This window comes from Mycobacterium sp. ELW1, assembly GCF_008329905.1.
Classification (GTDB): Bacteria; Actinomycetota; Actinomycetes; order Mycobacteriales; family Mycobacteriaceae; genus Mycobacterium.
Genome location: NZ_CP032155.1, coordinates 3937311 through 3962147 on the forward strand (window position 1 = coordinate 3937311; position 24837 = coordinate 3962147).

At 68.1% G+C, this 24837-nt stretch carries 23 protein-coding genes; 9 read left to right on the forward strand and 14 right to left on the reverse strand.

Annotated features, from left to right (window positions below; genetic code table 11):
* Positions 1-23: 23 nt before the first annotated feature.
* From cobA to mqo, 6 genes are read right to left on the reverse strand one after another with little or no spacing between them, the layout of a single operon-like run.
* Positions 24-1247, reverse strand: coding sequence for a uroporphyrinogen-III C-methyltransferase (gene cobA, locus D3H54_RS18680; RefSeq protein ID WP_149380316.1), 1224 nt, complete (start codon positions 1245-1247; stop codon positions 24-26).
* Positions 1244-2617 (reverse strand): cobyrinic acid a,c-diamide synthase CobB, encoded by a 1374-nt coding sequence (locus tag D3H54_RS18685; RefSeq protein ID WP_149380317.1) that lies wholly within the window; start codon positions 2615-2617, stop codon positions 1244-1246. The genes cobA and D3H54_RS18685 overlap by 4 nt, the downstream gene beginning before the upstream one ends.
* Before the next feature lie 2 nt (positions 2618-2619).
* Positions 2620-3234 carry a cob(I)yrinic acid a,c-diamide adenosyltransferase gene (gene cobO / locus D3H54_RS18690; RefSeq protein WP_149380318.1) on the reverse strand — a complete coding sequence of 205 codons (615 nt, stop codon included), beginning with the start codon at positions 3232-3234 and terminating at the stop codon, positions 2620-2622.
* 20 nt (positions 3235-3254) lie between these two features.
* Positions 3255-5072 carry a VWA domain-containing protein gene (locus tag D3H54_RS18695; protein WP_149380319.1) on the reverse strand — a complete coding sequence of 606 codons (1818 nt, stop codon included), beginning with the start codon at positions 5070-5072 and terminating at the stop codon, positions 3255-3257.
* Complete coding sequence (locus tag D3H54_RS18700; RefSeq protein ID WP_149380320.1) at positions 5069-5542, reverse strand: GNAT family N-acetyltransferase; 474 nt, start codon at positions 5540-5542, stop codon at positions 5069-5071. Before D3H54_RS18700 ends, D3H54_RS18695 begins: the two co-directional genes overlap by 4 nt.
* Positions 5539-7110 carry a malate dehydrogenase (quinone) gene (mqo, locus tag D3H54_RS18705; protein ID WP_149380321.1) on the reverse strand — a complete coding sequence of 524 codons (1572 nt, stop codon included), beginning with the start codon at positions 7108-7110 and terminating at the stop codon, positions 5539-5541. Before mqo ends, D3H54_RS18700 begins: the two co-directional genes overlap by 4 nt.
* Before the next feature lie 182 nt (positions 7111-7292).
* Here mqo and D3H54_RS18710 point away from each other — a divergent pair, with 182 nt between their 5' ends.
* The 7 genes from D3H54_RS18710 (at position 7293) to D3H54_RS18740 (ending at position 16273) form a co-directional block, all read left to right on the forward strand.
* A complete protein-coding gene (locus D3H54_RS18710) occupies positions 7293-8252 on the forward strand; it encodes an alpha/beta hydrolase (RefSeq protein WP_149383621.1) in 960 nt (319 codons plus the stop codon).
* A 10-nt stretch (positions 8253-8262) separates the two neighbouring features.
* On the forward strand, positions 8263-9675 hold the full coding sequence (gene mtr / locus D3H54_RS18715; RefSeq protein WP_149380322.1) for a mycothione reductase: 1413 nt from the start codon (positions 8263-8265) through the stop codon (positions 9673-9675).
* 98 nt (positions 9676-9773) lie between these two features.
* Positions 9774-10565 carry a DeoR/GlpR family DNA-binding transcription regulator gene (locus tag D3H54_RS18720; RefSeq protein ID WP_149380323.1) on the forward strand — a complete coding sequence of 264 codons (792 nt, stop codon included), beginning with the start codon at positions 9774-9776 and terminating at the stop codon, positions 10563-10565.
* Between the two features lie 95 nt (positions 10566-10660).
* Complete coding sequence (locus D3H54_RS18725) at positions 10661-12205, forward strand: amino acid permease (RefSeq protein WP_432246347.1); 1545 nt, start codon at positions 10661-10663, stop codon at positions 12203-12205.
* On the forward strand, positions 12202-13629 hold the full coding sequence (locus tag D3H54_RS18730; RefSeq protein ID WP_149380325.1) for an FGGY family carbohydrate kinase: 1428 nt from the start codon (positions 12202-12204) through the stop codon (positions 13627-13629). Before D3H54_RS18725 ends, D3H54_RS18730 begins: the two co-directional genes overlap by 4 nt.
* Positions 13629-15026 (forward strand): NAD(P)/FAD-dependent oxidoreductase, encoded by a 1398-nt coding sequence (locus tag D3H54_RS18735; protein WP_149380326.1) that lies wholly within the window; start codon positions 13629-13631, stop codon positions 15024-15026. The genes D3H54_RS18730 and D3H54_RS18735 overlap by 1 nt, the downstream gene beginning before the upstream one ends.
* Positions 15023-16273 (forward strand): NAD(P)/FAD-dependent oxidoreductase, encoded by a 1251-nt coding sequence (locus tag D3H54_RS18740; RefSeq protein ID WP_149380327.1) that lies wholly within the window; start codon positions 15023-15025, stop codon positions 16271-16273. Before D3H54_RS18735 ends, D3H54_RS18740 begins: the two co-directional genes overlap by 4 nt.
* A gap of 6 nt (positions 16274-16279) precedes the next feature.
* On the opposite strand, the gene D3H54_RS18745 is transcribed toward D3H54_RS18740, so the two are convergent.
* The 5 genes from D3H54_RS18745 to D3H54_RS18765 form a co-directional block, all read right to left on the reverse strand.
* A complete protein-coding gene (locus D3H54_RS18745) occupies positions 16280-17020 on the reverse strand; it encodes an energy-coupling factor ABC transporter ATP-binding protein (RefSeq protein WP_149380328.1) in 741 nt (246 codons plus the stop codon).
* Positions 17017-17793, reverse strand: coding sequence for a cobalt ECF transporter T component CbiQ (gene cbiQ, locus D3H54_RS18750; RefSeq protein WP_149380329.1), 777 nt, complete (start codon positions 17791-17793; stop codon positions 17017-17019). Before cbiQ ends, D3H54_RS18745 begins: the two co-directional genes overlap by 4 nt.
* A gap of 1 nt (position 17794) precedes the next feature.
* Complete coding sequence (locus D3H54_RS18755; RefSeq protein WP_149380330.1) at positions 17795-18151, reverse strand: PDGLE domain-containing protein; 357 nt, start codon at positions 18149-18151, stop codon at positions 17795-17797.
* Complete coding sequence (locus D3H54_RS18760; RefSeq protein ID WP_149380331.1) at positions 18148-18852, reverse strand: energy-coupling factor ABC transporter permease; 705 nt, start codon at positions 18850-18852, stop codon at positions 18148-18150. The genes D3H54_RS18755 and D3H54_RS18760 overlap by 4 nt, the downstream gene beginning before the upstream one ends.
* Positions 18853-18950: 98 nt before the next feature.
* Complete coding sequence (locus tag D3H54_RS18765; RefSeq protein WP_083116861.1) at positions 18951-19283, reverse strand: ArsR/SmtB family transcription factor; 333 nt, start codon at positions 19281-19283, stop codon at positions 18951-18953.
* Positions 19284-19361: 78 nt separating this feature from the next.
* Here D3H54_RS18765 and D3H54_RS18770 point away from each other — a divergent pair, with 78 nt between their 5' ends.
* Positions 19362-20072 (forward strand): zf-HC2 domain-containing protein, encoded by a 711-nt coding sequence (locus D3H54_RS18770; protein WP_149380332.1) that lies wholly within the window; start codon positions 19362-19364, stop codon positions 20070-20072.
* A gap of 18 nt (positions 20073-20090) precedes the next feature.
* On the opposite strand, the gene D3H54_RS18775 is transcribed toward D3H54_RS18770, so the two are convergent.
* Positions 20091-20759 carry a DUF5134 domain-containing protein gene (locus D3H54_RS18775; protein WP_149380333.1) on the reverse strand — a complete coding sequence of 223 codons (669 nt, stop codon included), beginning with the start codon at positions 20757-20759 and terminating at the stop codon, positions 20091-20093.
* Positions 20760-20865: 106 nt separating this feature from the next.
* Here D3H54_RS18775 and D3H54_RS18780 point away from each other — a divergent pair, with 106 nt between their 5' ends.
* Positions 20866-22776, forward strand: coding sequence for a cytochrome c oxidase assembly protein (locus D3H54_RS18780; protein WP_149380334.1), 1911 nt, complete (start codon positions 20866-20868; stop codon positions 22774-22776).
* 9 nt (positions 22777-22785) lie between these two features.
* On the opposite strand, the gene D3H54_RS18785 is transcribed toward D3H54_RS18780, so the two are convergent.
* Positions 22786-23406, reverse strand: coding sequence for a superoxide dismutase (locus D3H54_RS18785; RefSeq protein ID WP_149380335.1), 621 nt, complete (start codon positions 23404-23406; stop codon positions 22786-22788).
* A 160-nt stretch (positions 23407-23566) separates the two neighbouring features.
* Positions 23567-24712 (reverse strand): GDSL-type esterase/lipase family protein, encoded by a 1146-nt coding sequence (locus D3H54_RS18790; RefSeq protein WP_149380336.1) that lies wholly within the window; start codon positions 24710-24712, stop codon positions 23567-23569.
* Between the last annotated feature and the right edge of the window lie 125 nt (positions 24713-24837).

The following is a 24837-nucleotide window of genomic DNA, read 5'->3' on the forward strand; positions in this document are numbered from 1 at the left end:
CCTACAGTAATCTTAAGGAATCTTTAAAGGCCGAAAGCTCCGGGAAGGCCCGCAACGGGGCCGATGACGATGATTGCCGGGGGCCTAATACCGTCGGCTCGAATCCGATCCGGCGCATCGCGCAGTGTGGTCCGGAGTACGCGTTCGGCGGCCGTGGTGCCGTGTTGCACCACCAATACCGGTGTTTCCGCAGGTCGGCCGCCCGACATCAGTGCTTGGGCAAACAACTCGATGCGTTCGACCGCCATCAACAAAACTAGCGTTCCCGACAATTGCGCCAGCGCATTCCAATTCACTAACGATTCCGGATGGTCGGGTGCCAAATGGCCGCTGACCACCACGAATTCGTGATTGACGGCGCGGTGGGTGACGGGAACACCAGCCATGGCCGGCACCGATATGGCACTGGTCACACCGGGTACGACTGTGACCGGGATACCGGCCTCGGCGCAGGCGAGAACTTCCTCATATCCGCGGGCGAACACGAACGGATCGCCGCCCTTGAAGCGCACCACGAACCGCCCCTCCCGGGCGCGATCTATAAGGATTTTGTTTATCGCCTCCTGCGCCATCGCCCGGCCGTACGGGATCTTCGCGGCGTCGATGACCTCGACGTGCGGGCCGAGTTCGGCGAGCAGTTCCGGCGGAGCCAACCGGTCGGCGACGACGACGTCGGCCCGGGCAAGCAGCCGCCGGCCGCGCACGGTGATCAGCTCGGGGTCACCGGGACCGCCGCCGACCAGGGCGACGCTGCCGGGCGTGACGTCGTCGGGAGCGTCGGTGGTGATCAGTCCCTGCTGGAAGGCTTCGCGGATGGCCGTGCGGATCGCCGCCGACCGGCGGTGCTCCCCACCGGCCAGCACACCCACGAGAAGCCCGTCGTGGTCGAACGAGGCCGGGGTGACCGCGCTGCCTTCGCGGGCGATGTCGGCGCGCACACAGAAAATCTGCCTGCGGTCGGCCTCGGCGACGATGGCGGCGTTGACGTTCGCGTCGTCGGTCGCGGCGATGGCGTACCAGGCGCCCTCGAGGTCACCGTCGCGGTAGTCCCGCAATTCCAGTGTGATGCCGGGGTCCGTGGTGGTCAGTACCTCGACGGCCGGCGTCGCGGCCCGCGCGATCACGTGCACATCGGCGTCGCGGGCCATCAGGAGCGGAATCCGCCGCTGGGCCACTGTTCCGCCGCCGATCACGACGACCTTCTTGCCGCCCAGGCGTAAGCCGACGAGGTAGGCGTTCTCGGTCACCGGGGCAGCCTAGTCAAGGTTGCGTGCGCGACAAATCGAGCGACCGAGTGCGGTTGGCCCACCGGGTGGGTGTGCAGATACGACGCGTGCACCCCGGCGTGGATCGCGCCCTCCCGCACGGGCTGGCCGCCAAGGTTCCGGAAGGCCCAGGCCGACTCGGGCGCTTGAGTGAATTCTGCTGTGGTGCGGTGGAATTCGTGGCCGACGACGCGTTGACCCGCGGGATACAGCGATGAGTCGCAGACCGCGACGGCCTCCCGGTAGCCCAGTGTCAGCCGCGGGGTGAACCGGGCAGAGCCGGCCAGCACGCCGCACATCGGGTGACCGTCCAGATCGTCCATCAGATAGGCCAGGCCGCCGCATTCGGCCTGCACGGGGGCGTGGCGGGCCAGCTCGTGGATCTGGGCGCGCAGTTCGGAATTCGCCGACAGGTCGGCCAGATGCTGCTCGGGAAAGCCGCCCGGCAGGATCAGTGCCGCGGTCCGCGCGGGCAGGCTGTCGCTGAGCGGATCGAATTCGACGACCTGCGCGCCGGCGGCCCGCAGCAGCTCGCGATGTTCGGCGTAGCCGAAGCTGAAGGCCTTGCCCGCGGCCATCGCGACCACCGGACGCCCCTCGCTCGGGTCCCCGACCACGTCCTCGGGTGTCCACGCCGGCACCGGAACCCGCGAGGCGCCGAGTGTGACGACGGCGGGCAGATCCACATGGCGGGCAACCAGTTCGGTCATCGCCGACACCGCGGCGCGGGCCTGCTCGCCGTGCTCGACGGCCGTGATCAACCCCAGATGCCGTGACGGCACCGCCAACTCGTCGTGGCGCGGGATCGAGCCCAGCACCGGTACCCCGACCGCCTCGCAGGCTTGGCGCAACACCTGTTCGTGGCGGTTGGTACCGACCCGGTTGAGAATCACCCCGCCGATGTGCACACCGGGGTGAAAGGTGGAGAAGCCCTGCAGCACCGCGGCGATGCTCTGCGACTGGCCGCGAGCGTCGACCACCAGGACGACGGGAGCGCCGAGCAGTTGGGCGACGTGGGCGGTGGAACCGCGCGCGGGTGTGACCGGGTGCTCGTCGATGCGGCCGTCGAAAAGGCCCATCACGCCTTCAATCACGGCGATGTCGGCATCGCGGCTGCCGTGCCGGTACAGCGGGCCGATCAGCTCCTCGGGCACCAGAACCGGGTCGAGGTTGCGGCCCGGCCGGCCGGCGGCCACGGCGTGATACCCGGGGTCGATGAAGTCCGGCCCTACTTTGAACGGGGCGGGCCGGTGACCGGCCGCCCGCAGTGCGCCGATCAATCCGGTTGCGACGGTGGTCTTTCCGCTGCCCGACGCGGGCGCGCCGATGATGACGGCGGGAATGCTGGTCATGCTCACCACTCGATGCCGCGCTGGCCCTTACGGCCGGCGTCCATCGGATGTTTGACGCATGCCATCTCGGTCACCAGGTCGGCGGCGTCGATAAGCCGCTGCGGCGCATCACGACCGGTGATCACCACGTGCTGGCCACCCGGCCGGTTGAGGAGCACCTCGACTACGTCTTCTACGGCAACCCAGCCCCATTTGAGCGGATAGGTGAACTCGTCGAGGACGTAGAAGTCGTGTCGTTGTTCGGCAAGGCGTCGGGCGATTTCGGTCCAGCCCTCGGCGGCTGCCCCGGCGTGATCGTCGGCGGTGCCGGCTTTCCGGGTCCAGGACCAGCCCGAGCCCATCTTGTGCCATTCCACCGCGCCGCCGAGTCCCTGCTCGTCGTGCAGCCGGCCGAGTTCGGCGAACGCCGACTCCTCACCGACCTTCCATTTGGCACTCTTGACGAATTGGAAGACCGCCACGCTCATTCCGGCGTTCCACGCGCGCAATGCCATTCCGAACGCCGCGGTGGATTTACCCTTGCCCGGCCCGGTGTGCACGGCCAGCACCGGGGTGTTGCGGCGGGCCCGGGTGGTCAGCCCGTCGTTCGGCACGGTGAGCGGCTGACCCTGCGGCATGGACGTTGACCTTTCGACGTTCAGGCAGCGCGGCGCACGGCCTGTGCCAGATAGTCTGCGCGCAGCTGCTCCAGTTGCAGCAGCGGGGCTTCCAGATGCTCGGCCAGATCAGCGGCCAACCCCAGCCGCACATACGACGTCTCGCAGTCCACCACCACCGCGGACGCGCCCTCGGCGACCAGTCGGCGAGCCGCGGAACGGCTGCGGCCCAACGGATCCGGTCCACCGGTGGCCCGACCGTCGGTGAGGACCACCACCAGCGGGCGGCGGGTGCGGTCCCGCACTCGTTCGCGGACCACGACGTCACGCGCTGCCAGCAGTCCTTGTGCCAGCGGCGTGGTGCCGCCGGTGTCGAACCGGGTCAGCCGCCGCGAGGCGATGTGCGCGGACGTCGTCGGGGGCAGCAGTTCCCGTGCGCCGTCCTGCCGGAAGGTGATGACGGCGACCTTGTCTCGGCGTTGGTAGGCGTCCCGCAGCAGCGACAGCGCCGCACCGGACACTGCCGACATCCGGTCCCGCGCCGCCATCGACCCGGAGGCGTCGACGACGAAGATCACCAGGTTGCCTTCCCGGCCGACCCGGATGGCGCGGCGGATGTCCTCGGGTTGCGGACGCAGCCGGCGGTTGCCCGCGGCGGTCAGCACGGTGGCGAACAGGTGCAGGCCGTGCCCCTGCCCGGGAGCATCAGTGGCGGTGACGACGGCTCCGGAGCGGTTACGGGCCCGCGAGCGCCTACCCGGGTTGCCCTCCCCCACACCGGGCACGGTCAGCGCCCGGGTCCGAAACGTCGCCGCGGGCGGCGCAGAAGGCTTCGGCGCCGACGAGGAATTACCTTGCGGTGCAGACGATTGCGACGAACCATCGACGGATTGCCCGCCACCGGGCGGATCCGGGTCGGGCTCCGGCTCGGGACTGGGGTCGGTGGCGGCCAACGCTTCGTCGAGCTGCGCCGGATCCAGGCCCGGGTCGTCGAACGGGTCGCGGCGGCGGCGATGCGGCAACGCCAGCTCGGCAGCCACCCGAATGTCTTGCTGCTCCACGACGTCGGCTCCACGCCAGGCCGCATGTGCCACCGCGGTGCGTGCCACCACCAGGTCAGCCCGCATGCCGTCGACGTCGAACGCCGCGCACAGCGCCGCGATCCGGTTCAGTTCGGCATCGGGCAACACCACCGCGGCCACCCGTGCTCGGGCGGCGGCGATCCGGGCGGCCAGCTCGCTGTCCTGACCGGCGTGCAGAGTGGCGAATGCGGTGGGATCGGCCTCGTAGGCGAGCCGCTGGCGAATCACCTCGCTGCGCACCGAGACATCCCGGGAGGCGTGTACGTCGACGGTCAACCCGAAGCGGTCCAGAAGTTGCGGACGCAGTTCGCCCTCTTCGGGATTCATGGTCCCGATGAGCACGAATCGCGACTCGTGGGAGTGGGAGATGCCGTCGCGTTCGATGTGCACGCGGCCCATCGCGGCGGCGTCGAGCATGATGTCGACGAGGTGGTCGTGCAGCAGGTTGACCTCGTCGACATAGAGGACGCCGCCGTGGGCGCGGGCCAGCAGGCCCGGTGAGAAGGCGTGCTCGCCGTCGCGCAGCACCTTCTGCAGGTCCAGCGATCCGACCACTCGGTCCTCGGTCGCCCCGATCGGCAACTCGACCAGGCGGGCACCGGCATCCACCTCGGCCAGGACCGCGGCCAACGCCCGCACCGCCGTCGACTTCGCGGTGCCCTTCTCGCCCCGGATCAGCACCCCGCCGATCTCGGGCCGAACGGAACAGAGGATCAGCGCCAGGCGCAGCTGGTCGTGCCCGACGATCGCACTGAACGGAAAGGCGGGGGTGCTCATGGCTTTTCGGTCAAAATCGGGGCGGCTGGGCGCAACATCGGAACGTGCGGGATCCCGTCCTCGACGAACTCGGCACCGTCGACCACGAATCCGTGGTTGCCGTACATGTCGACCAGGTAGGTCTGGGCGTTGATCCGGCAGGCGTGATCACCGACATCGGCCAGCGCGGCCTGCATCAGCCGGCTGGTGTGGCCCTGGCCGCGGGCCGCGCGCTGGGTGCACACCCGGCCGATGCGGAACGCCTTCTCTCCCCCGCCGTGCTCCTCCATGAGTCGCAGGGTGGCGATCACGGTGCCGTCGGGTTGCTCCAACCAGAAATGCCGGGTCTCGGCCAGCAGGTCGCGGCCGTCGAGTTCCGGGTAGGGACAGGCCTGTTCGACGACGAACACCTCGACCCGGAGCTTCAGCAGCTCGTAGAGGGTGGCCGCGTCGAGGTCCTTGGCCCAGGACCGGCGCAAGGCGACCGTCACACCACTCCCGCGGGTTCCGGATCACCGGAATCTGACGCGACCGCAGTGCTGTCGGGGCCGGCGGCACGTGCGGCGCGGCCGGCGTGGGTTCCGCTCTCCAACCCGAGCACCTTGGTGCCGTGCGCCCACACCTCGGCGAACAGGTCCGGATTCTCCGAGAGCTTGACGCCCAGCGACGGCACCATCTCCTTGAGCTTGGGCAGCCAGCCCTGGTAGCGGTCGGCGAAGCAACGTTCGAGAACCTCGATCATCGCCGGGACCGCGGTGGAGGCACCCGGGGAGGCGCCGAGCAGGCCGGCGATCGAACCGTCGGCCGCCGCCAGCACGGTGGTGCCGAACTCCAGCACACCGAGCTTCTTGGAATCGCGGCGGATCACCTGCACCCGCTGGCCGGCGATATCCAGCTCCCAGTCGGAATCCCTTGCGGTGGGGGCGAATTCGCGGAGATTGTCGACCCGGTCGGCTTCGCTGAGGGCCAGCTGGCCGATCAGGTACTTCAGCAGGCCCATCTCGGTGAGCCCCACGCCGATCATCGAGGCGAGGTTGTTGGGCTTCACCGACAGCGGCAGGTCGGTGACCTTTCCTTCCTTGAGGAATTTCGGCGACCACCCGGCGAACGGGCCGAACAGCAGCCAGGAGCGCCCGTTGATCACGCGGGTGTCCAAGTGCGGCACCGACATCGGCGGAGCGCCCAGCGGAGGCAGACCGTACACCTTGGCCTGGTGCGCGGCGGCTAGTTCCGGGTCGCCGGTGCGCAGCCACTGGCCGCTGACCGGGAAACCACCGAAGCCCTTGGCCTCGGAGATCCCGGCCTTCTGCAGCAGCGGAAGAGCGCCGCCGCCGGCTCCGACGAACACGAACTTGGCCGACAGTTTGCGTTTCTGCCCGGTGCGACGGTTGTGGATCTTGACCGTCCAGCCGCCGCCGGACTCCTTGTGCAGATCGAGGACGTCGTGACCGAACAATGTGCTCATGCCGCGCTCGGTGCCGAAGGAGAGCAGCTGACGGGTCAGCGAGCCGAAGTCGACGTCGGTGCCGTCCTGGGTCCAGTTCAGGCCGACCGGCTCGGAGAAGTCGCGACCCTTGGCCATCAACGGCAGTCGGCGGGTGAACTCGTCGCGGTCGTCGATGAACTCCATCGTGGCGAACAACGGGTTGCGCACCAGGGTCTCGCGGCGGCGGCGGAGGTAGTCGACGTGTTCGGCGCCCTGCACGAAGCTGACGTGCGGGATGGGATTCAGGAAGCTGCGAACATCGGGCAGGATGCCGTGTTCGTGGGCGTAGCTCCAGAACTGGCGGGTGACCTGGAACTGCTCGTTGACGGTGATGGCCTTGGCGATGTCGATGGTGCCGTCGGCCTTTTCCGGCGTGTAGTTCAGTTCGCACAGCGCGGAGTGCCCGGTGCCCGCGTTGTTCCACGGGTCGGAGCTCTCGGCGGCCGCGGCGTCGAGGCGTTCGACCAGCGTGATCGACCAGTCCGGCTGGACCAGCCGCAGCAGGGCGCCCAGCGTCGCGCTCATGATTCCCGCGCCGACCAGTACGACATCGGTCTTGGTGGTATCTGACACCGGATCGTCGTCCTTTACTTGTGACAGCTGTATAGACAGTCAGGTTATCCCGCCCGACACCGACTTATTCGCGAGAGTCGCCAGCACCACACCCCGCACTGCTCACAGCTAGGGTAGGGGCTGTGACGCCACGGCAGGCCGACTGGGTTGACGACGTCCTCTCCGGCTACCAACAGGCAACGATGGCGTTGGGGCCCGACCCCGACGGTGAGGGCGATCTGTTCGCCACTCTGGTGCGTCGTTCGGACGGCGAGCCGGCCCGCCACACCGTGCTGGCGGTGCACGGATTCACCGACTATTTCTTCAACACCGACCTGGCCGACCACTTCACCGGCGCCGGGTTCCGGTTCTACGCGCTGGATCAACACAAGTGCGGCCGGTCCTGGCGCGACGGCCAGACCCCGCACTTCACCACCGACCTGGCCCGCTACGACCGGGAACTGGAGCGTGCGGTGGCGGTGATCGCGACCGAGAACCCCGGCACGACGATCCTGGTCTACGGCCACTCGGCCGGCGGGCTGATCGTGTCGCTGTGGCTCAACCGGGTGCGGCGGCGCTCCGCGACCGCGGCGCTGTCCATCGGCGGCCTCGTGCTGAACAGCCCGTGGCTGGATCTGCACGGACCCGCGATCCTGCGCACCCGGCTGACCTCGACGGCCATCGGCGCGATGTCGCGGGTTCGCAAGACGCGGGTGGTGCGCAGCACCAGCAAGGGCGGCTACGGGTTGACACTGCACCGCGACTACCACGGTGAGTTCGACTACAACCTGGAGTGGAAACCGCTGGGCGGCTTCCCGGTGACGTTCGGCTGGATCCACGCGATCCGCCGCGGTCACGCCACGTTGCACCGCGGTCTGGATGTCGGCGTGCCGAACCTGATCCTGCGCTCCGATCACAGCGTCACCGAGAGCGCGGACGCGGCGAGCATGCAGCGCGGCGACGCGGTGCTCGACGTCACGCAGATCGCGCGCTGGGCGGGCTGTATCGGCAACCGCACGACGGTGGTGCCGATCCGCGACGCCAAGCATGACGTGTTCCTGTCGCTGGCCGAGCCACGCGCCGCAGCCTACGACGAGCTGTCGGGCTGGCTGGACTTCTACCGCGCGCACCACACCGCCGCGTCGGCCGCAGGTCAGGGATAAGGGGAAGTTGTTGGAGCACTTCGACATTGCGATCATCGGGACCGGTTCGGGCAACACGATCATCGACGAACGGTTCAGCGGCAAGAAGATCGCGATCTGCGAGCAAGGTGTGTTCGGCGGCACCTGTCTGAATGTGGGGTGCATCCCCACCAAGATGTTCGTCTACGCCGCCGAGGTGGCCCAGACCGTCCGCGACGCCGCCCGATTCGGCGTCGACGCCCACATCGACGGCGTGCGCTGGACCGATATCGTCTCGCGGGTGTTCGGCCGGATCGATCCGCTGGCGGCGGGCGGTGAGAACTATCGGCGCTCCTCGCCGGACGTGACGGTGTACGACAGCCACACCCGATTCACCGGGCGCGAGGGTGACGGCTACCGGCTGCGGACCGACGCCGGTGACGAGTTCACCGCCTCGCAGGTGGTGATCGCCGCGGGCGCGAGGGCGATGGTGCCCGACGCGATCGCCGGTTGCGGCGTCGACGTCCACACCAGCGACACGATCATGCGTATCCCCGAGCTACCCGACCATCTGGTGATCATCGGTGGCGGGTTCGTCGCGGCCGAATTCGCGCACGTCTTCTCGGCATTGGGCAGTCGGGTGACCATCGTCATCCGCGGCGCCGCGATGCTGTCGCACTGCGACGACACGATCTGCGAGCGCTACACCGACATCGCAGGCAAGAAGTGGGAGATCCGCAGCCACCGCAACATGACCGGTGCGCATGTGGACGGGTCCCAGACCGTGGTCGAACTCGACGACGGATCGCAGTTGCACGCCGACGCCGTGCTGGTGGCCACCGGCCGCCAGCCGAACGGCGATCTGATGGACCTGCACCTGGCCGGTGTGGAGATCGACGAGGACGGCCTGGTCAAGGTCGACGACTACCAACGCACAACGGCGCGAGGCATTTTCGCGCTCGGTGACGTGTCGTCGCACTATCAGCTCAAGCACGTCGCCAACCACGAGGCCCGGGTGGTGCGGCACAACCTGCTGCAGGACTGGGACGACACCGATGCGTTGATGTACTCCGATCACCGCTTTGTGCCGTCGGCGGTGTTCACCGATCCCCAGATCGCCTCGGTCGGACTGACCGAAAACGAAGCCCGCGCAGCCGGATACAAGATCAGCGTCAAGGTGCAGGACTACTCCGACGTGGCGTACGGCTGGGCAATGGAGGACAACACGGGTTTCGCCAAGATCATCGTCGAGCAGGACAGCGGCAAGATCCTGGGCGCCCACATCATGGGGCACCAGGCCTCCTCGTTGATCCAGCCGCTGATCCAGGCGATGAGTTTTGGATTGCCCGGTCAGGAGATGGGCCGTGGCCAGTACTGGATCCATCCGGCCCTGCCCGAGGTGATCGAGAACGCGCTGCTGGCGTTGTGTGGTGAGCCGCCCTGGCCGCCGTCGCGCCGGCACTGAGGCACCACTGCGTCGCGCGCTCGGCTTGACGTGATGCACACAACACTCCACACTTGCAGTCATGTGCGGTCAAAAATCCACAAAACCGGTCAGCTGAGATGCTCCCGGTCGCACGGCAAGAAGCCATCGTGGAGGCCGTCAGCAGCTCCGGCCAGGCCGTCAGCACCGACGACCTGGTCCGCCGACTGGGCGTCTCGGCGGAGACCGTGCGCCGCGATCTCGCGCTGTTGGAGGAGCGTGGCGTAATCCGCCGGGTTCATGGCGGTGCGGCCGCGGTCGACCAGCGCCGAGCGATGGAGCCGTCGTTCACCGAACGTTCGGTCATCCGGCATCAGGCGAAGGCCCAAATCGCGAAAGTCGCTGTGGGACTGTTGGAGAACGGTCAGACCGTGGTCCTGGACATCGGCACGACCGCGGTCGCCGTCGCCCGGGCGATCCCGCGCGGATTCACCGGCACGATCGTCACGCCGTCACTGCCGGTGGCCGTCGAATTGGCCGACCGCCCCGGCATCCAGGTACTGCTGGCCGGCGGTCGGGTCCGGCCCGGCGACCTCGCGTGCTCGAACGCCCATACGAAGGCATTTTTCGCGGACATCTACCCCGATATCGCCCTGATCGGCTCCGGCGGAGTCGACGCCCGCTCGGGTCTGACCGATTTCCATCTCGACGAGATCGACGTCCGGCGCACCATCATCGCCAACAGCGCGCGGAGCTACATATTGGCCGACTCCTCCAAGCTCGGCCAGGTCGCGCCGCACCGCGTGTGTGCGCTCAGCGAGGTCGAGGGCCTGATCACCGACCAAAGCACCGATGCGGCTGTTGCGGCAGCCTTCGACGAGACGGGAGGTGTGGTCTTGTCAGCGCGGCCGCCGGCCGCAGCCACTGCCTGAATCGCTCCCCCCACATGGGTGCGGGCGGCGTTGCAGCGCCGCCCGCGGGACCGAACCTCATATCCGAAACACTCAGAGTCAGAAAGACCGATCCAGTGACACATTCTTCCACACCGCCACCCGGCGGAATCGTTTCCCAGGGCATCTCGCAGGTCATTCCCGAGGGCACCTACACCGACACCCTGGAGCGCTCCACCGGGCGATTCGCCTCCTTCGCAGTGGCATTCGCCTTCGTCTCGATTGCCACCGGTATCTTCACCACCTACGGCAGCGTTCTGAAAAGTTCCGGCCCACTGGGCATCTGGACGTGGCCCATCGTGATCGTCGGCCAGCTGGCGGTCGCCCTGCTGCTCGGCGCGCTGGCCGCCCGGATCCCGGTGACCGGCTACGCCTATCAATGGGTTTCGCGGCTGGCCAACCCCATCCTGGGGTGGATCACGGGCTGGATCTCGTTCACCTTCCTCGCGATCGTCGCCGTCGCGGTGGACTACACCGTCGCCGCGACCGTCGTCCCGGCGTTGTTCGACTTCACCGGCACGGCACTGACGTCGTTCCTGATCACCGCCGGCATCCTGCTGTTGCAGGGTCTTCTGGTCGCGGTGTCGACCAAGTGGACCGAACGGGTGAACAACTTCGCGGTCAGTGCTGAACTGATCGGCATGGTGGCGCTGGTCGTCCTGCTGTTCATCGTGGGTGTGGTCACCCACAAACTGTCGGCGGGCAACTTGTTCTCCCGCGGCGACATTCCTGCCGAGGGCTACTGGAACTTCGGTACGGCAACCGCCGCAGGCCCCTGGATGCTGGGCTTCCTGCTCGGTGCGTTCACCATCGTCGGCTTCGAATCCGCGGCGAACCTGGCCGAGGAGACCAAGCGACCGGAAGTTGTTGTGCCACGGGCGATGTGGCAGGCCGTACTGGCCTCCGGTGTGCTGGGCTTTCTGTTCCTGCTGGTGGTGACCGCCGCCGTCAACGATCCGACGGCTCTGGCCGAGTCGGGAACTCCGATCGCCGACGTCATCCGAGACATCCTCGGCTCGTTCGTCGGCACTGCCCTGCTGATCCTGGTCGCGATTGCGATCTTCGCCTGCGGTCTGGTGATCGTGATGAGCGGTGTCCGACTGACCTGGGCGATGTCTCGTGATCAGCGCTTCCCCGGTTGGCAGGCGCTGCACAAGGTGTCCCCCCGCACCAAGACCCCGCTGAATGCCACCATCGCGATGACCACCATCTCGGCGGTGATCCTCGGCGTCTTCTCCACCAGTACCGACGCACTGTTCATCCTGTTCTCCGCGGCGACCCTGCTGCCGGCCGTCATCTACGCCATCACCGTGGCGCTCTACATCGCCAAGCGGCGTCAGCTGCCGCAGAGCGCCGCGTTCAGCCTCGGCCGGTGGGAGGTCCCGATCATCGTCGTGGCGGTGGCATGGCTGGTGTTCGCGCTGTCGTTGTTCCGCGACGCATCGTTCCGGCAGCCGTGGCTCTACGTCCTGGTGATGGTGGCCATCGGTGGGGTCTATCTGGGCTACCTGTTGGTCACCCGCGGACGCGACGGGCTGAAAATGCCCGAATTACGTTCCATCGATACCGAACTCGACCAGGCGGCCAACGCACGAGACGTCGCCGAGGACGTGCCACGATGACCGTCCTGGCCATCGACCAGGGCACGTCCGGCACCAAGGCCATCGTCGTCGACCCCGACGAAGGCGTGGTGGGGCTGGCCGAGGTCGCCGTCCATCCGCGGTATCTCGAGGGCGGTGGCGTCGAACAGAGCCCGGACGAATTGCTCGAGTCGGTCCTGACCGCCGGGCGCGCGGCGGTGACGCAGGCGAACCGCCCGATCGACGCGGTCTCGTTGGCCAATCAAGGCGAGACCGTCCTGGCCTGGGATCCCGATACCGGCCGTGCCCTGACGCCCGCGATCGTGTGGCAGGACCGCCGTGCCGAATCGCTGTGCGCGGCCATGAGCGAGAAGGGCGAGATGCTGGCCGCGCGCACCGGGCTGGTGCTCGACCCGTACTTCTCGGCACCGAAGATGGCCTGGCTGCGCCGCAATGTCGAAACCGCCGGCGTGGTCACCACATCGGACACCTGGCTGCTGCACCAGCTGACCGGAGCGTTCGTCACCGACGCCACCACCGCGAGCCGCTCACTGGTCGTCGATCTGGGCGCCAAGGAATGGAGCCGCGAGTTGCTGGCGCTGTTCGGGCTCGACGGTGAACGACTCCCCGACATCGTCGGCAACGACGAAACCGTCGGCGCGACAACGGTATTCGGCGGTGAAGTTCCGGTGGGCGGGATCGTCGTCGATCAGCAGGCAGCCCTGCTGGCCGAGGCCTGCTTCGAGCCGGGCATGGCCAAATGCACCTTCGGGACCGGTGCATTCCTGCTGGCCAACACCGGGACCACCGGCGTGCACTCGACCACCGGGTTGACCTCCTCGGTGGCGTGGCGGATCGGCGGCCACGACATGTTCTGCGTCGACGGCCAGGTCTACACCGCAGCCTCCGCGGTGCGGTGGCTCAGCTCGCTCGGCATCATCGGCGGCGCCGAGGAGATGGACGGCATTGCGGCCCCGGACAGCAACGGGGTGCTGTGCGTGCCCGCACTGGCAGGGCTGGCCGCACCGTGGTGGAAATCTCAAGCGAAGGCCATCATTTCGGGGATGACGTTGTCGACTGACCGCGGGCACCTGGTGCTGGCCGTACTGCAGGGCATCGCCGCCCAGATAGCCGAACTGGTCACCGCCATCAACGCCGACACCCCGACGCCGCTGACCACACTGCGCGCCGACGGTGGCCTGACCCAGTCCACCGTCCTCATGCAGACCTGTGCCGACATCCTGCAGGTGCCCATCGAGGTCTACCCGTCCGCCCACGCCACCGCGCTCGGCGCGGCGGCTCTCGCACGGCTGAGCCGGCATCCGAATCAGTCGCTGTCCGACGTCGTTCCGGACTGGACACCTGCGGCGACCTACGAACCGAGCTGGACGGCACAGCGGGCCACCGAATTTCGTGATCAGTGGCGTGAACTCGCCGCCACCAGCTACCCCTCCCAGGAGATGTGATGACCACCGCCACCGCCTACGACGTCGTCGTCATAGGCGCGGGCATCGTCGGATCGGCGATTGCCCGTGAACTGTCCGGCCACCAGCTCTCGGTCGCGCTCATCGAAGCCCGCAGCGACGTCGGCGACGGCACCAGCAAGGCCAACACCGCGATCCTGCACACCGGGTTCGATGCGAAGCCCGGCACACTCGAGTCGGCGATGGTGCACCGCGGCTACCACCTGCTCTCCGACTACGCGACGCACACCGGCATCCCGGTCGAACACACCGGCGCCATCCTGGTGGCCTGGGACCAGGAGCAACTCGACGCCCTGCCCGGCTTGAAGAAGAAAGCCGAAGACAACGGCTACCACGACTGCGAGATCATCGACGCTGCAGCGGTGTACGCCGATATCCCGAACCTCGGACCGGGCGCACTCGGCGGCTTGACCGTCCCCGACGAATCGATCATCTGCACCTGGACGGTGAACCTCGCACTGGCCACCGATGCCGTCAACCGCGGCGCCGTGTTGCTGACCGACCACCGCGTCGACGGCGTCGACATCGGAGCGGATGCCACCGCTGTTCACACCAGCGGCGGAGAGGTCACCGCGCGCTGGATCGTCAACGCAGCGGGACTCGGCGCCGATCTCGTCGACGCCCTGTTCGGCTATCAGCGGTTCACGGTCACCCCGCGCCGCGGCGAACTCATCGTGTACGACAAGCTCGCCCGTGCTCTGGTGGACAAGATCGTCTTGCCGGTGCCGACCGCGCGGGGCAAGGGCGTGCTCGTCAGTCCGACCATCTACGGCAACGTCATGCTCGGACCCACCTCCGAGGACCTGCAGGAGCGCACCGCCACCGGCACCTCCGAAGCCGGCTTCGATTTCCTGCTGGGCAAGGGCAAGGCTCTGATGCCACGCCTTCTCGATGAAGAAGTCACCGCCACCTACTCCGGACTCCGCGCGGCCATCGACAACGGTGACTATCTGATCGAGGCCGACCCTGCTCAGCGCTACCTGCTCGTCGGCGGCATCCGCTCCACCGGCCTGACCGCCGGTATGGCAATAGCCGAATACGTCCGCGATCAGCTTGCCGACGCCGGACTGTCGTTGATACCGAACACGGAGCTGCCTGCTCCCCCGCAGATGCCGAATCTGGGCGAGGCATTCCCCCGCCCCTTCCAGCTGCCCGACGCCATCGCCGCCGACCCCGCCTACGGGCGCGTCGTGTGCTTCTGCGAACGCGTCACCGAAGGTGAGATTCGCGATGCCTGCCATTCGGTGATCCCGCCCACCACCGTGGAAGGACTGCGGCGACGCACCCGCGTGATGAACGGCCGCTGCCAGGCGTTCTTCTGCGGTGCCGAAGTTCAGTCGTTGTTCGACCGTGAGACCCACCAGGAGAGCAGGCGATGACCGCCACCGAAACGGTCGACGTCGCAATCGTCGGCGCCGGCCCCGCCGGACTGACCGCCGCCGCCGACCTGGCGCGCAACAGCATGCTGAATGTCGTTGTACTGGAACGTGAATCGGAAGCCGGCGGGATCCCGCGGCATAGCGATCACCCGGGCTACGGAATGCGTGACCGCAAGACGTTCATCAGCGGGCCCGCCTACGCTGCGCGGCTCACCCGGGATGCCCGGGCCGCCGGCGCGGCGATACGCACCAGCGCCATGGTCACCGGCTGGGCCGACGATCAGACTCTCGAGATCACCTCTCCGCAGGGCCGCTACGAGCTCACCGCCAGGGCCGTCGTCCTGGCCACCGGCGCCCGTGAACGCCCCCGCGCGGCCCGGTTGATTCCCGGGGATCGCGGGGCGGGCGTCTACACCACCGGCCTGTTGCAGAACGCGGTGCATCTGAAGCATCGCACCGTCGGTCGGCGTGCCGTCGTGGTCGGCGCCGAGCTGGTCAGCTACTCGGCGGTGCTCACCCTCAAACACGTCGGCTGCCACACCGTCTTGATGACAACCGAATACCCCTCGCCGGAATCCTATGGCGTATTCAACCTCGCCGGCCGCTCGCCGGTGATGCGACTGCAGATCGCTACCCGCACCCGAGTGGTTCGGATCATCGGCAAGCCGGCGGTCACCGGCGTCGAGGTAGAGAATCTCGACACCGGCGACCGCCGAATCGTCGACTGCGACACCGTCGTCTTGACCGGCGATTGGATTCCCGATCACGAGCTCGCCCGCAGCACCGGCCTCGACATCGATCCCGGAACGCTCGGTCCGGTCGTGGACACCGCGCTGCGCACCAGCCGACCCGGGGTCTTCGCCATCGGCAACCTGCTGCACCCCGTCGACACCGCCGACATCGCCGCGCTCGACGGTCGCCACGTCGCCGGCCAGGTCCGCGCCCACCTCGCGGGACACCGGCCCGCCGATGCGGGAGTTCCGATCCAGGCCGAGGCACCGTTGCGCTGGGTGGCCCCCAACCTGCTGCGTCCCGGCGACCCGGCGCCCGCCCGGCACCGACTCCTGTTGTGGACTGATCGGCTGGTACGCATTCCCAAAGTCGTTGCCCGCCAAGATGGTGCCGTCATCGGCCGCACGACCCTGCCCTGGCCCGCATCTCCCGGGCGAGTGTTCCGAGTCCCGTCCAGGATCCTGGACGGTGTCGACGCACGTGGCGGCCCGGTCGTTCTGTCGCTCGCCGACTGAGAATTCTCAGCGGGCGGGAACCACGAAACCCCAGGGCAATTCGAGCCGATGGGCAGCCAGGAGTTCGGCGTTGGACAGCACCGCGGTGACGGTGTCGTCGGCGACCACCGCGCCCCCGTCGAGCACGATCGCCCGGTCGCACAGCTGCGCGGCATAGGGCAAGTCGTGGGTGACGATGACCATCGTCGCCGGCAACGTCGCCAGCGTCTCGGCCAGTTCCCGGCGGGCGACCGGATCGAGGTTCGCCGAGGGCTCGTCGAGCACCAGTATCTCTGGCTCGCAGGCCAGGACGGTGGCCAGTGCGGCGCGGCGGCGCTGCCCGCCGGACAGGTGGCCGGGACTGCGGTCGGCGTGCTCGGTCATCGACACGACCTCCAGCGCAGCGGCCACCCGGGTGGCCAGCGCGTCGCCGGTGAGCCCGAAGTTCGCCGGGCCGAACGCGACGTCCTGGGCAACCGTGGGCATGAAGAGCTGATCGTCGGGATCCTGGAAAACCAGCCCAACTCGGCGCCGAATGTCGCGAAGGCTCTTGCGGGTCAACGTGATTCCGCTGATCTCGACGGTGCCCGACGTGGCGGTGAGTACGCCGTTGAGATGCAGCATGAGCGTGGTCTTACCCGCCCCGTTGGGGCCGAGGATGGCCACCCGTTCGCCGGGCGCGATGCGCAGATCGACACCGTCGAGCGCCACGCGGCCGTCGGGATATCGGTAGTGCAGACCCTCGACGCGGACCGCCGGCGTACTCATCGCAGCACCCAGGCCGAGGCCGCCACCGCGGCCGCCGCCACCGCCGGCGTCAGCGCGTACGCCCACTGCGCCCCCGAGGCCCGCGGGCCGGCCCCGACGATCGCCAATTCGGGCACCTTGCCGTCGAAGCCGCGTGACGTCATCGCCAGGTACACGCGCTCACCCCGTTCATAGGAGCGGAGGAACAGCGCCCCAACGCCTTTCGCGATCGCACTGATCTGATGGAGGGCGCGCGGGGAATCGCCGCGGGAGATCCGTGCCATCCGCATCCGGCTGACTTCCGCCGACAGCAGGTCGATGTAGCGGATCATCAACACGAGCATCGAGGTCACCAGCCCGGGCACCCCAAGCCGGCTCAGCGCCAACGGCAGTTCGCGCGCCGACGTGGTGGCGGCGACGGTGAGCGAGGCGGCCACGCCGAGCGTGCCTTTGACGACGATCCCCCACGCGGCCCACAACCCGGCAACCGACAGCTGCACTCCGGCCACCGCGACCCGTTCGCCGCCTTCGGCGAACGGCAGCAACACGGCCAGCACGATGAACGGCGCTTCTATCAGCATCCGCGGCAGAATCCATCGCAGCGGGATCGTGGCCACCCGCCAGACCACCAGCACGATCACGGCGTAGGCGGCGAACGGCCAGATCATCTCCCGCGGGGTGGCCACCACCGCGAGGACGAACAACACGAGTCCGGCGATCTTCACTTCCGCGGGTGCGCGGTGCACCACTGATTCGCCGTCCCGGTATAGCGGGTGGGAGTGCCCGGCTCCCATCTCAGTCCTTCGCGCGGCGACTGCGGGCGATCAGCCAGAATCCGCCGAACGCGAGGACCAGAACGACGACGGCACCGATGACGCCTGCGAGTCCGCTCGTCGCGGGTTGGCCGAAGATCGTGTAGTCGGCCAGCGGCGACGCCGACATCGGGTGTGCGGTCGCGTGCTGGGCAATGCACTGGCCGGTCAGCTGTTCACCGTGGTCGGTGTCGACGACCTGACAGCCCTGCAGGGTGGCCGAGTCCAGCCCGTCCGGGCTCTTGCTGGCGAAATAGGACACCACACCGGCGATCAGCAGGATCGCCACCCCGAAGCCGACCCAGAACTGCCAGCGCCGGGCACCCGCCTGCGCGCTCACGCCGGCACCGTCAGACGCTCACGGTCACGGCGCAGCAGATAGACCAGGTCGGGACGGGACCGGGCGACGGCCATCACCGTCACCGCCGTGATCAGCCCCTCCCCGATGCCGATCAGGATGTGGGTGCCACCCATGTAGGCAGCGACCGTGCCCAGTGACGTCGGCGCGGAGCCCCCGATCGCATATTCGGCTACGAATCCCATTGCCGCGCAGACCGTCCCGACCAGCGCTGAGAGGAAACCCACGACGCCGAGCGCCGGCACCGAGCCGGGACGACGCCGGCGCACCAGCGCGTAGAGCACCCGCGCGGCGGCGTATCCGGCGGCGACACCGATCACCGCCATGTTGGTGATGTTCATCCCCAGTGCGGTCACCCCGCCGTCGGCGAACAACAGGGACTGCACCACTAGCACGATCGTGATGCACAGCACGCCGGTGTACGGGCCGACCAGGATCGCGGCGAGCGCGCCACCGAGAAGATGCCCGCTCACGCCGGGCAGTATCGGGAAGTTGATCATCTGGACCGCGAAGATGAAGGCGGCGACCAGTCCGGCCAGCGGGACGGTGCGCTCGTCGAGCTCGGTGCGCGCCCGCCAGCCGCACAACGCCACCGCAGCGATCGCCAGGACCCCGAACAGCACCGAGGTGGGCGCGTTGACCAGGCCGTCGCTCATATGCATGGCCGTGATCTGGACGCTCAACGTGTCTCCTCGCGGTCGGGTCCGTCCCCAACGGTCAACCCTAATCGGCCGGCGAGATATCTGTCTACCTGTACAGATAATGGAGTGAAGAGTTCTACTCACTCGGAGTGGGCGGCGCCGATCCAGTGCAGCAGATCGTGCACGGTGTGATCCTCCAGCCGGTAGCTCACCTGACGCCCCACTCGCGTCGAGGTGACCCAGCCCTGCTGACGCAGCACCCGAAGTGCCTGTGAGACAGCATTTTCCGACCGGCCGACGGCGGCGGCGAGATCACCGACGCAGATGCCGGGCGCCCGGTGCAGCCCGAGGAGGATCTCCAGCCGGTGCGGGTCGGACAACAAATCGAAGCGTTGCGTCCAACTGTGGATGTCCACATCGGCCAGCGCGGACGAGGCAAGCTCGACCTTCGCCGTATCGCCCGGGGCATCCATGACTAGGAATCTAGCCCAGCAGGCGGGCTGGGCCCGGGACGCTGGAACAATCCGGCCTCCGTACGCGACTATTGATCCGTGGACTGCGATGTCGCCCGGGAGGCGTTGTCAGCCCGGATCGACGGCGAACGTGAACCCGTTCCCGCGGCCCGGGTCGACGAGCATCTCACCACCTGTGACCAGTGCGGGGCGTGGTACGCCCGGGCCGTCGAGCAGACGCAGCAGCTGCGCCGGCTGGCCGGCCGGTCCCAGGTGGCGGCTGTCGCTGCGCCGAATCCGCCGCCGCGGGCGGTCCGACCGCCGGCCGGCATCTTGCTCCGGTGGACGCTGGCGGCGGTCGGGGTGGTGCAGATCGCGCTCGCGGCGGCCCAGGCGCTGGGTCTCGACGTCGGCACGTCCGGGGCGGCTCACCACGCCATGATGGGCGGGCATCTGCTCAACGAGTCCACCGCGTGGTCGGCGGCGTTGGGTGTGGTGATGATCGTCGCGGCGGCGCGACCGACCGCGGCCGCCGGCCTGGCCGGGGTGCTGTCGGTGTTCACCGCAATCCTCATCGCCTACGTGGTCAGCGATGCGGTATCCGGTGCGGTGAGCCTCGACCGGGTGCTCTCCCACCTCCCGGTGCTGGCCGGCACTGTCGTGGCGCTGCTCGTGTGGCGCACGACTCAGGCGCCGGGTCCCGAGCCTCGATCCGACAGCGTGGGCGTCACCGCCGATGTGGTGTTGCCCGACAACGCCTCTCGCGGGCGCCGCCGCGGGCACCTCTACCCCACCGACGGGGCTGCGTGATCTTCTCGGCGCACAAGGTCAGAGCATGACGCCGAACATGATCGCCATCCCGGCGGCCATCATCGACTGACACAGGATGCCGAGTGGCCGCGCCGTCGCAGCGGGTTCGCGGTCCATCCGCACCGCCAGGTAGCGATACAGCCAGAACACCGCGGCGCCCGCGAACCCAATCGTGCAGATCCAGTTCAGCGTGTCGATGTAGGGCGGGTATCCGCCGCCGGAGCTGTCCGCCGCGGCCGCGGTCCCGGACATGTCCATGCCGGGCATGTTCATCCCTGCGTGACCGGCATGGCCGGACGACCCGGACGTCGACGCCGGGTCCCCGGCATAGGACGCCTGCCCCGGCAGCAGCCGGCCGTTCATCACGGCATACATCCAGGCCATCGCCAGCATCATCAGTGCGTGATACACACCCGCGATCCGGTGACCGGCGCAGATCGGGCTCGCCGTGACAGCGACGAACCAGACGGTAGCGAGCAGGAAGAACACCATCGGTGCGACTGTCGGCAGCGCTGCGCCCCACGGCCAGGCCATCACCGCCATCGCCACCGCCATGACGACGTGCAGCAGTTGGCTGACGACGGCCGCCGGGCGCCGGTCACCGACGACGAGGGTCGAGAGGCATTCCGCCGCCGCGAGCACGAACAGCAGCGTGACGACCCAGCGCAGCGTCAGGTCAGCAATCACCGGTCACTCCTCCTCCGCTCCGCACGTCAGCAATGGTCGATTCATCGCACCAGAAAGTTCCCACCACGGCGACTTGACTACGACGGCCAGTCGTAGACTCGCGACGATGGACGCCACCCACACAGACACCCGTTCACCGGGTCGGTGGATGCTGGGCGGCTACCTGGGCCTGCTCGCAGCTCTCGTCGCCTACGCGGTGGCATCCGGTGATCGTCGCTTCACCGCGACCGGCGACTCCTACCCCGGCCTGGCGACCAGCGCCGCCGGGCTGATCGGTTACTTCACCGCGACGCTGGCCGCGGCGATCTGTCTGGGCGCGCTGGTGTTCGTCGTCATCACCGCCGAGCCCGACGACCGTGGCGTGATCGACCCCGCGTCGTTCCGGGTGCATCTGCTGGCCGAACGCATCGCACCGGTCTGGTTGGTCACGGCGCTGGCGATGATTCCGGTCCAGGCCGCCAACGCGGCCGGGGTGCCGGTCACCCGGCTGATCGCCGGCGGCGGTCTCGGAAGTGCGCTCGGCGCATCGGAAATGGGCCGCGGCTGGATCGCCGTCGCCGTCGTCGCGGCCACGGTGACCGTCAGTCTGCGGGCCACCGTGCGCTGGTCGTGGCACGCCGTGCTGCTGATTCCCACGTTCATCGGGGTGATCGCGCTGCCGGTCAGCGGCAACGCCGGCCAGGGGCCCGACCACGACTACGCAACCAGCGCCGTGATCGTCTTCGCTGCCGCTCTGGCTGTGCTGACCGGTGTGGCGGTGAGTGCGGCGCTGGCCCCGCCGAAAGCCGAACTGCGCAGCCGGATTCTGCTCACCGAGCGGGTGGCCGGCGCGGTGGCGCTGATGTACGGGGCGGTGCTGTGGTTCCTGCTGGCGGCGCCGGCCGGATTGGCGTCGGACTATGGACGATTCGGTGCGCTGGCCGCGGTCGCCCTGCTCGTGAGCCTGGTGATCGGCGCCAGGAGCGCCGTGACCGGCGCGGTGGCCGGTGTCCTGGCGGTCGCCGCTGTGTCGGCGATGGCGGTTCAGACCGCGCCCCGGCTGCTGGCCCACCAGTTCACCGCGTGGGACGTCTTCCTCGGCTACCCGCTCCCCGACCCGCCGACTGCGCTTCGGCTGCTGACGGTCTGGCGTTTCGACGTGCTGCTCGGCGTTGCGGCGGTGGTCTTGGCGCTCGGCTACGTGATCGGGTACGTCCGGCTGCGCCGGCGCGGCGACGCCTGGCCGCCCGGCCGGTTGGTGGCCTGGCTGCTGGGTTGCGCCGCGCTGCTGTTCGCCACCAGCTCCGGGGTGCGCGCCTACGGCTCGGCGATGTTCAGCGTGCACATGGCCGAGCACATGGCGCTGAACATGTTCATCCCGGTGTTCCTGGTGCTGGGCGCACCGATCACCCTGGCGTTGCGCGCGCTGCCGGTGGCCGGCGCCGGCCGGCCGCCGGGGCCACGGGAATGGCTGCTGTGGCTGGTGCATTCACCGGTGTCACGGTTCCTGTCCCATCCCGCAACGGCTTTCGTCTTGTTCGTCGGGTCGCTGTACGCGGTGTACTTCACCCCGATCTTCGACACCCTGGTGCGCTACCACTGGGGTCACGAGTTCATGACCCTGCACTTTTTGATCACCGGGTACCTGTTCTTCTGGGGGATCATCGGCATCGACCCGGGCCCGAAGCGGTTGCCGTTCATCGGGCGACTGGGCTTGCTGTTCGCGGTGATGCCGTTTCACGCGTTCTTCGGGATCGCGACCATGACCATGACCTCGGCGCTCGGCGGCACGTTCTACCGCAGTCTGCACCTGCCGTGGCTGGCGAGCCTGGGCGACGACCAGCATCTCGGCGGGGCCATCGCCTGGGGCTCCAGCGAACTCCCGGTGATCGTCGTCGTGGTGTCCCTGGTGGTCCAATGGGCACGCCAAGACCGCCGGACCGCCACCCGCACCGACCGGCACGCCGACGCCCACTACGACGACGATCTCGACGCCTACAACGCGATGCTGCGGGAGCTGGCCAAGAACCGGCGCTGAATCACCCTGTCAGGCAAGGCCGCCGAGCGGTCTGCCGGTCGCGGCGGTGAACCGGTCCTGAACGTCGGCCCAGTTCACGACATTCCAGAATGCCGTGACGTAGTCGGCCTTGACGTTCTTGTACTGCAGGTAATAGGCGTGCTCCCACATGTCGACCTGCAGCAGTGGCACGATCCCCGGCGGCACGTTCGCCTGTTGGTCGTAGAGCTGGAAGGTCAGCAATCTGCCGGCGAGCGGCTCGTAACCCAGCACCGCCCAACCGGAACCCTGTAAACCGTTGGCGGTAGCGGCGAATTGAGAGCGGAACGCATCGAACGACCCGAACGCGTCGTCGATGGCAGCCGCCAGCTCACCGGTCGGCTTGTCACCTCCGTCCGGCGACAGGTTCTTCCACCAGATCGAGTGGTTGAGGTGACCGCCGAGATGAAAAGCCAGGTTCTTCTCGTTGAGGAAGATCGCGGCGTGGTCGGCGGTGGCACGAGCTTCCTCCAGTTTGGCCAACGCGTCGTTGACGCCTTTGACGTAGGTCGCGTGGTGCTTGCTGTGGTGAATCTCGTTGATCTCGCCGGAAATATGGGGCTCGAGCGCGCTGTAGTCGTAGTCCAAGTCAGGCAATGAGTAATCAGTCATGCCATCAACTTATCTGTTCAGGTGTTCAGATGATAGGGTGAATTGGTGGCAGGTCGGTCGCGGTCGACGAGTCGATGCAGCACATCGCCAGACCCTCAACCCCGAGGTGGTAGCCCGCGACCGGCCCTGCCCGCCCTGTGTTGCGCGACAAGGGTTCCCGCTAGGACGTGATCGTCTCGCGGATGACCGCGGCGAAGCGCCGGCCCATGCGTTCGTGGGCCTGCGGACCGGGGTGCAGACGGTCGGGCAGCGGGAATTCGTCGGAGTCCGCGGGACCGTACAGGTCCAGGCCGTCGACGTAGCGCAGGTTCGGATCGGTGACCGCGCGGTGGCTGACGATGCGCGCGAGCTCGTCGCGAATGACCCGCAGCGTGAGCTTTCCCGCCGACACCTCCGTCGGGTTTCCGGTGGCGGCGAATGCCAGTGTCCCCCCGCTGAAGTCGGGGGCTAACGGTCCCGGCGTGTCCTCGTGGATCGGACAGTGCACCGCGGAGACGACTACGATCGGCGTGACGGGATGTCCATCGCGGATGGTGTCGAGGAAGCCGTGGACGGCCGGACCGAATGCGCGCAGGCGCATCAGGTCGGCGTTGACGATGTTGATTCCGATCTTGACGCTGATCAGGTCGGCCGGGATGTCGCGCATCGTGCGGGCGGTGAAGGGATCGAGCATCGCCGCCCCGCCCATTCCGAGATTGATCAGCTCCACGCCGGCACCGGCGGCCGCAACAGCGGGCCAGGTGCCGGTGGGGTGCACGGCGTTGGAGCCGTGACTGATGGAACTGCCGTGGTGCAGCCACACCGGCCGCGCGATCGGGCTGGGCTCCAGCGGGTGGTCGCTGCTCAATGCGATCAGTTCGGTGATCTCGTTGTGCGGCAACCACATTTCGACGGACTTGCGCCGGTCCGGTAGGCCGGTGAAGCGAATCGTTCCGGGCGGCCCGGCCACGAGTTCCTCGGTACCGGCGGCGGCATCCTTCATCAGCACGTTGCCGCCGGTCAGGCTGGCCTGCGCCGTCAACTCGCCGTCGATCAGCAGGTCGTAGACGCCGTCGGGTCGCATGGGCATTCCCACATAGGCGGGACGGGTGCGTAGCGCGTCCAGTTCGATTTCGGTAGAGCGGGTTTCGAACACCAATCGGCAACCGGCCGGCTGCGCTTCGGCCATCGCCAGTTGCGGGTCGGCGCATTGCGCTCTGGCCCAGCCGGGCAGCCGGTGCGGCAGCAGACCATGGCTCGTGGACTCGAGCTCACATGCTCCTCGCAACAGGTCCGTTGTGATCGGGACTTCGAACAGATTGGGCATTGCTCGCTTTCTCGTCTCGATGTCCGCCGAGTGAGCGCCCGGCACGCTCCAAGGTTATCGGAGTCCGGCATGGTGGATTTGTGTGGCACGTAATGCGTTGCTGGCCAGCATGATCGATGGATCGC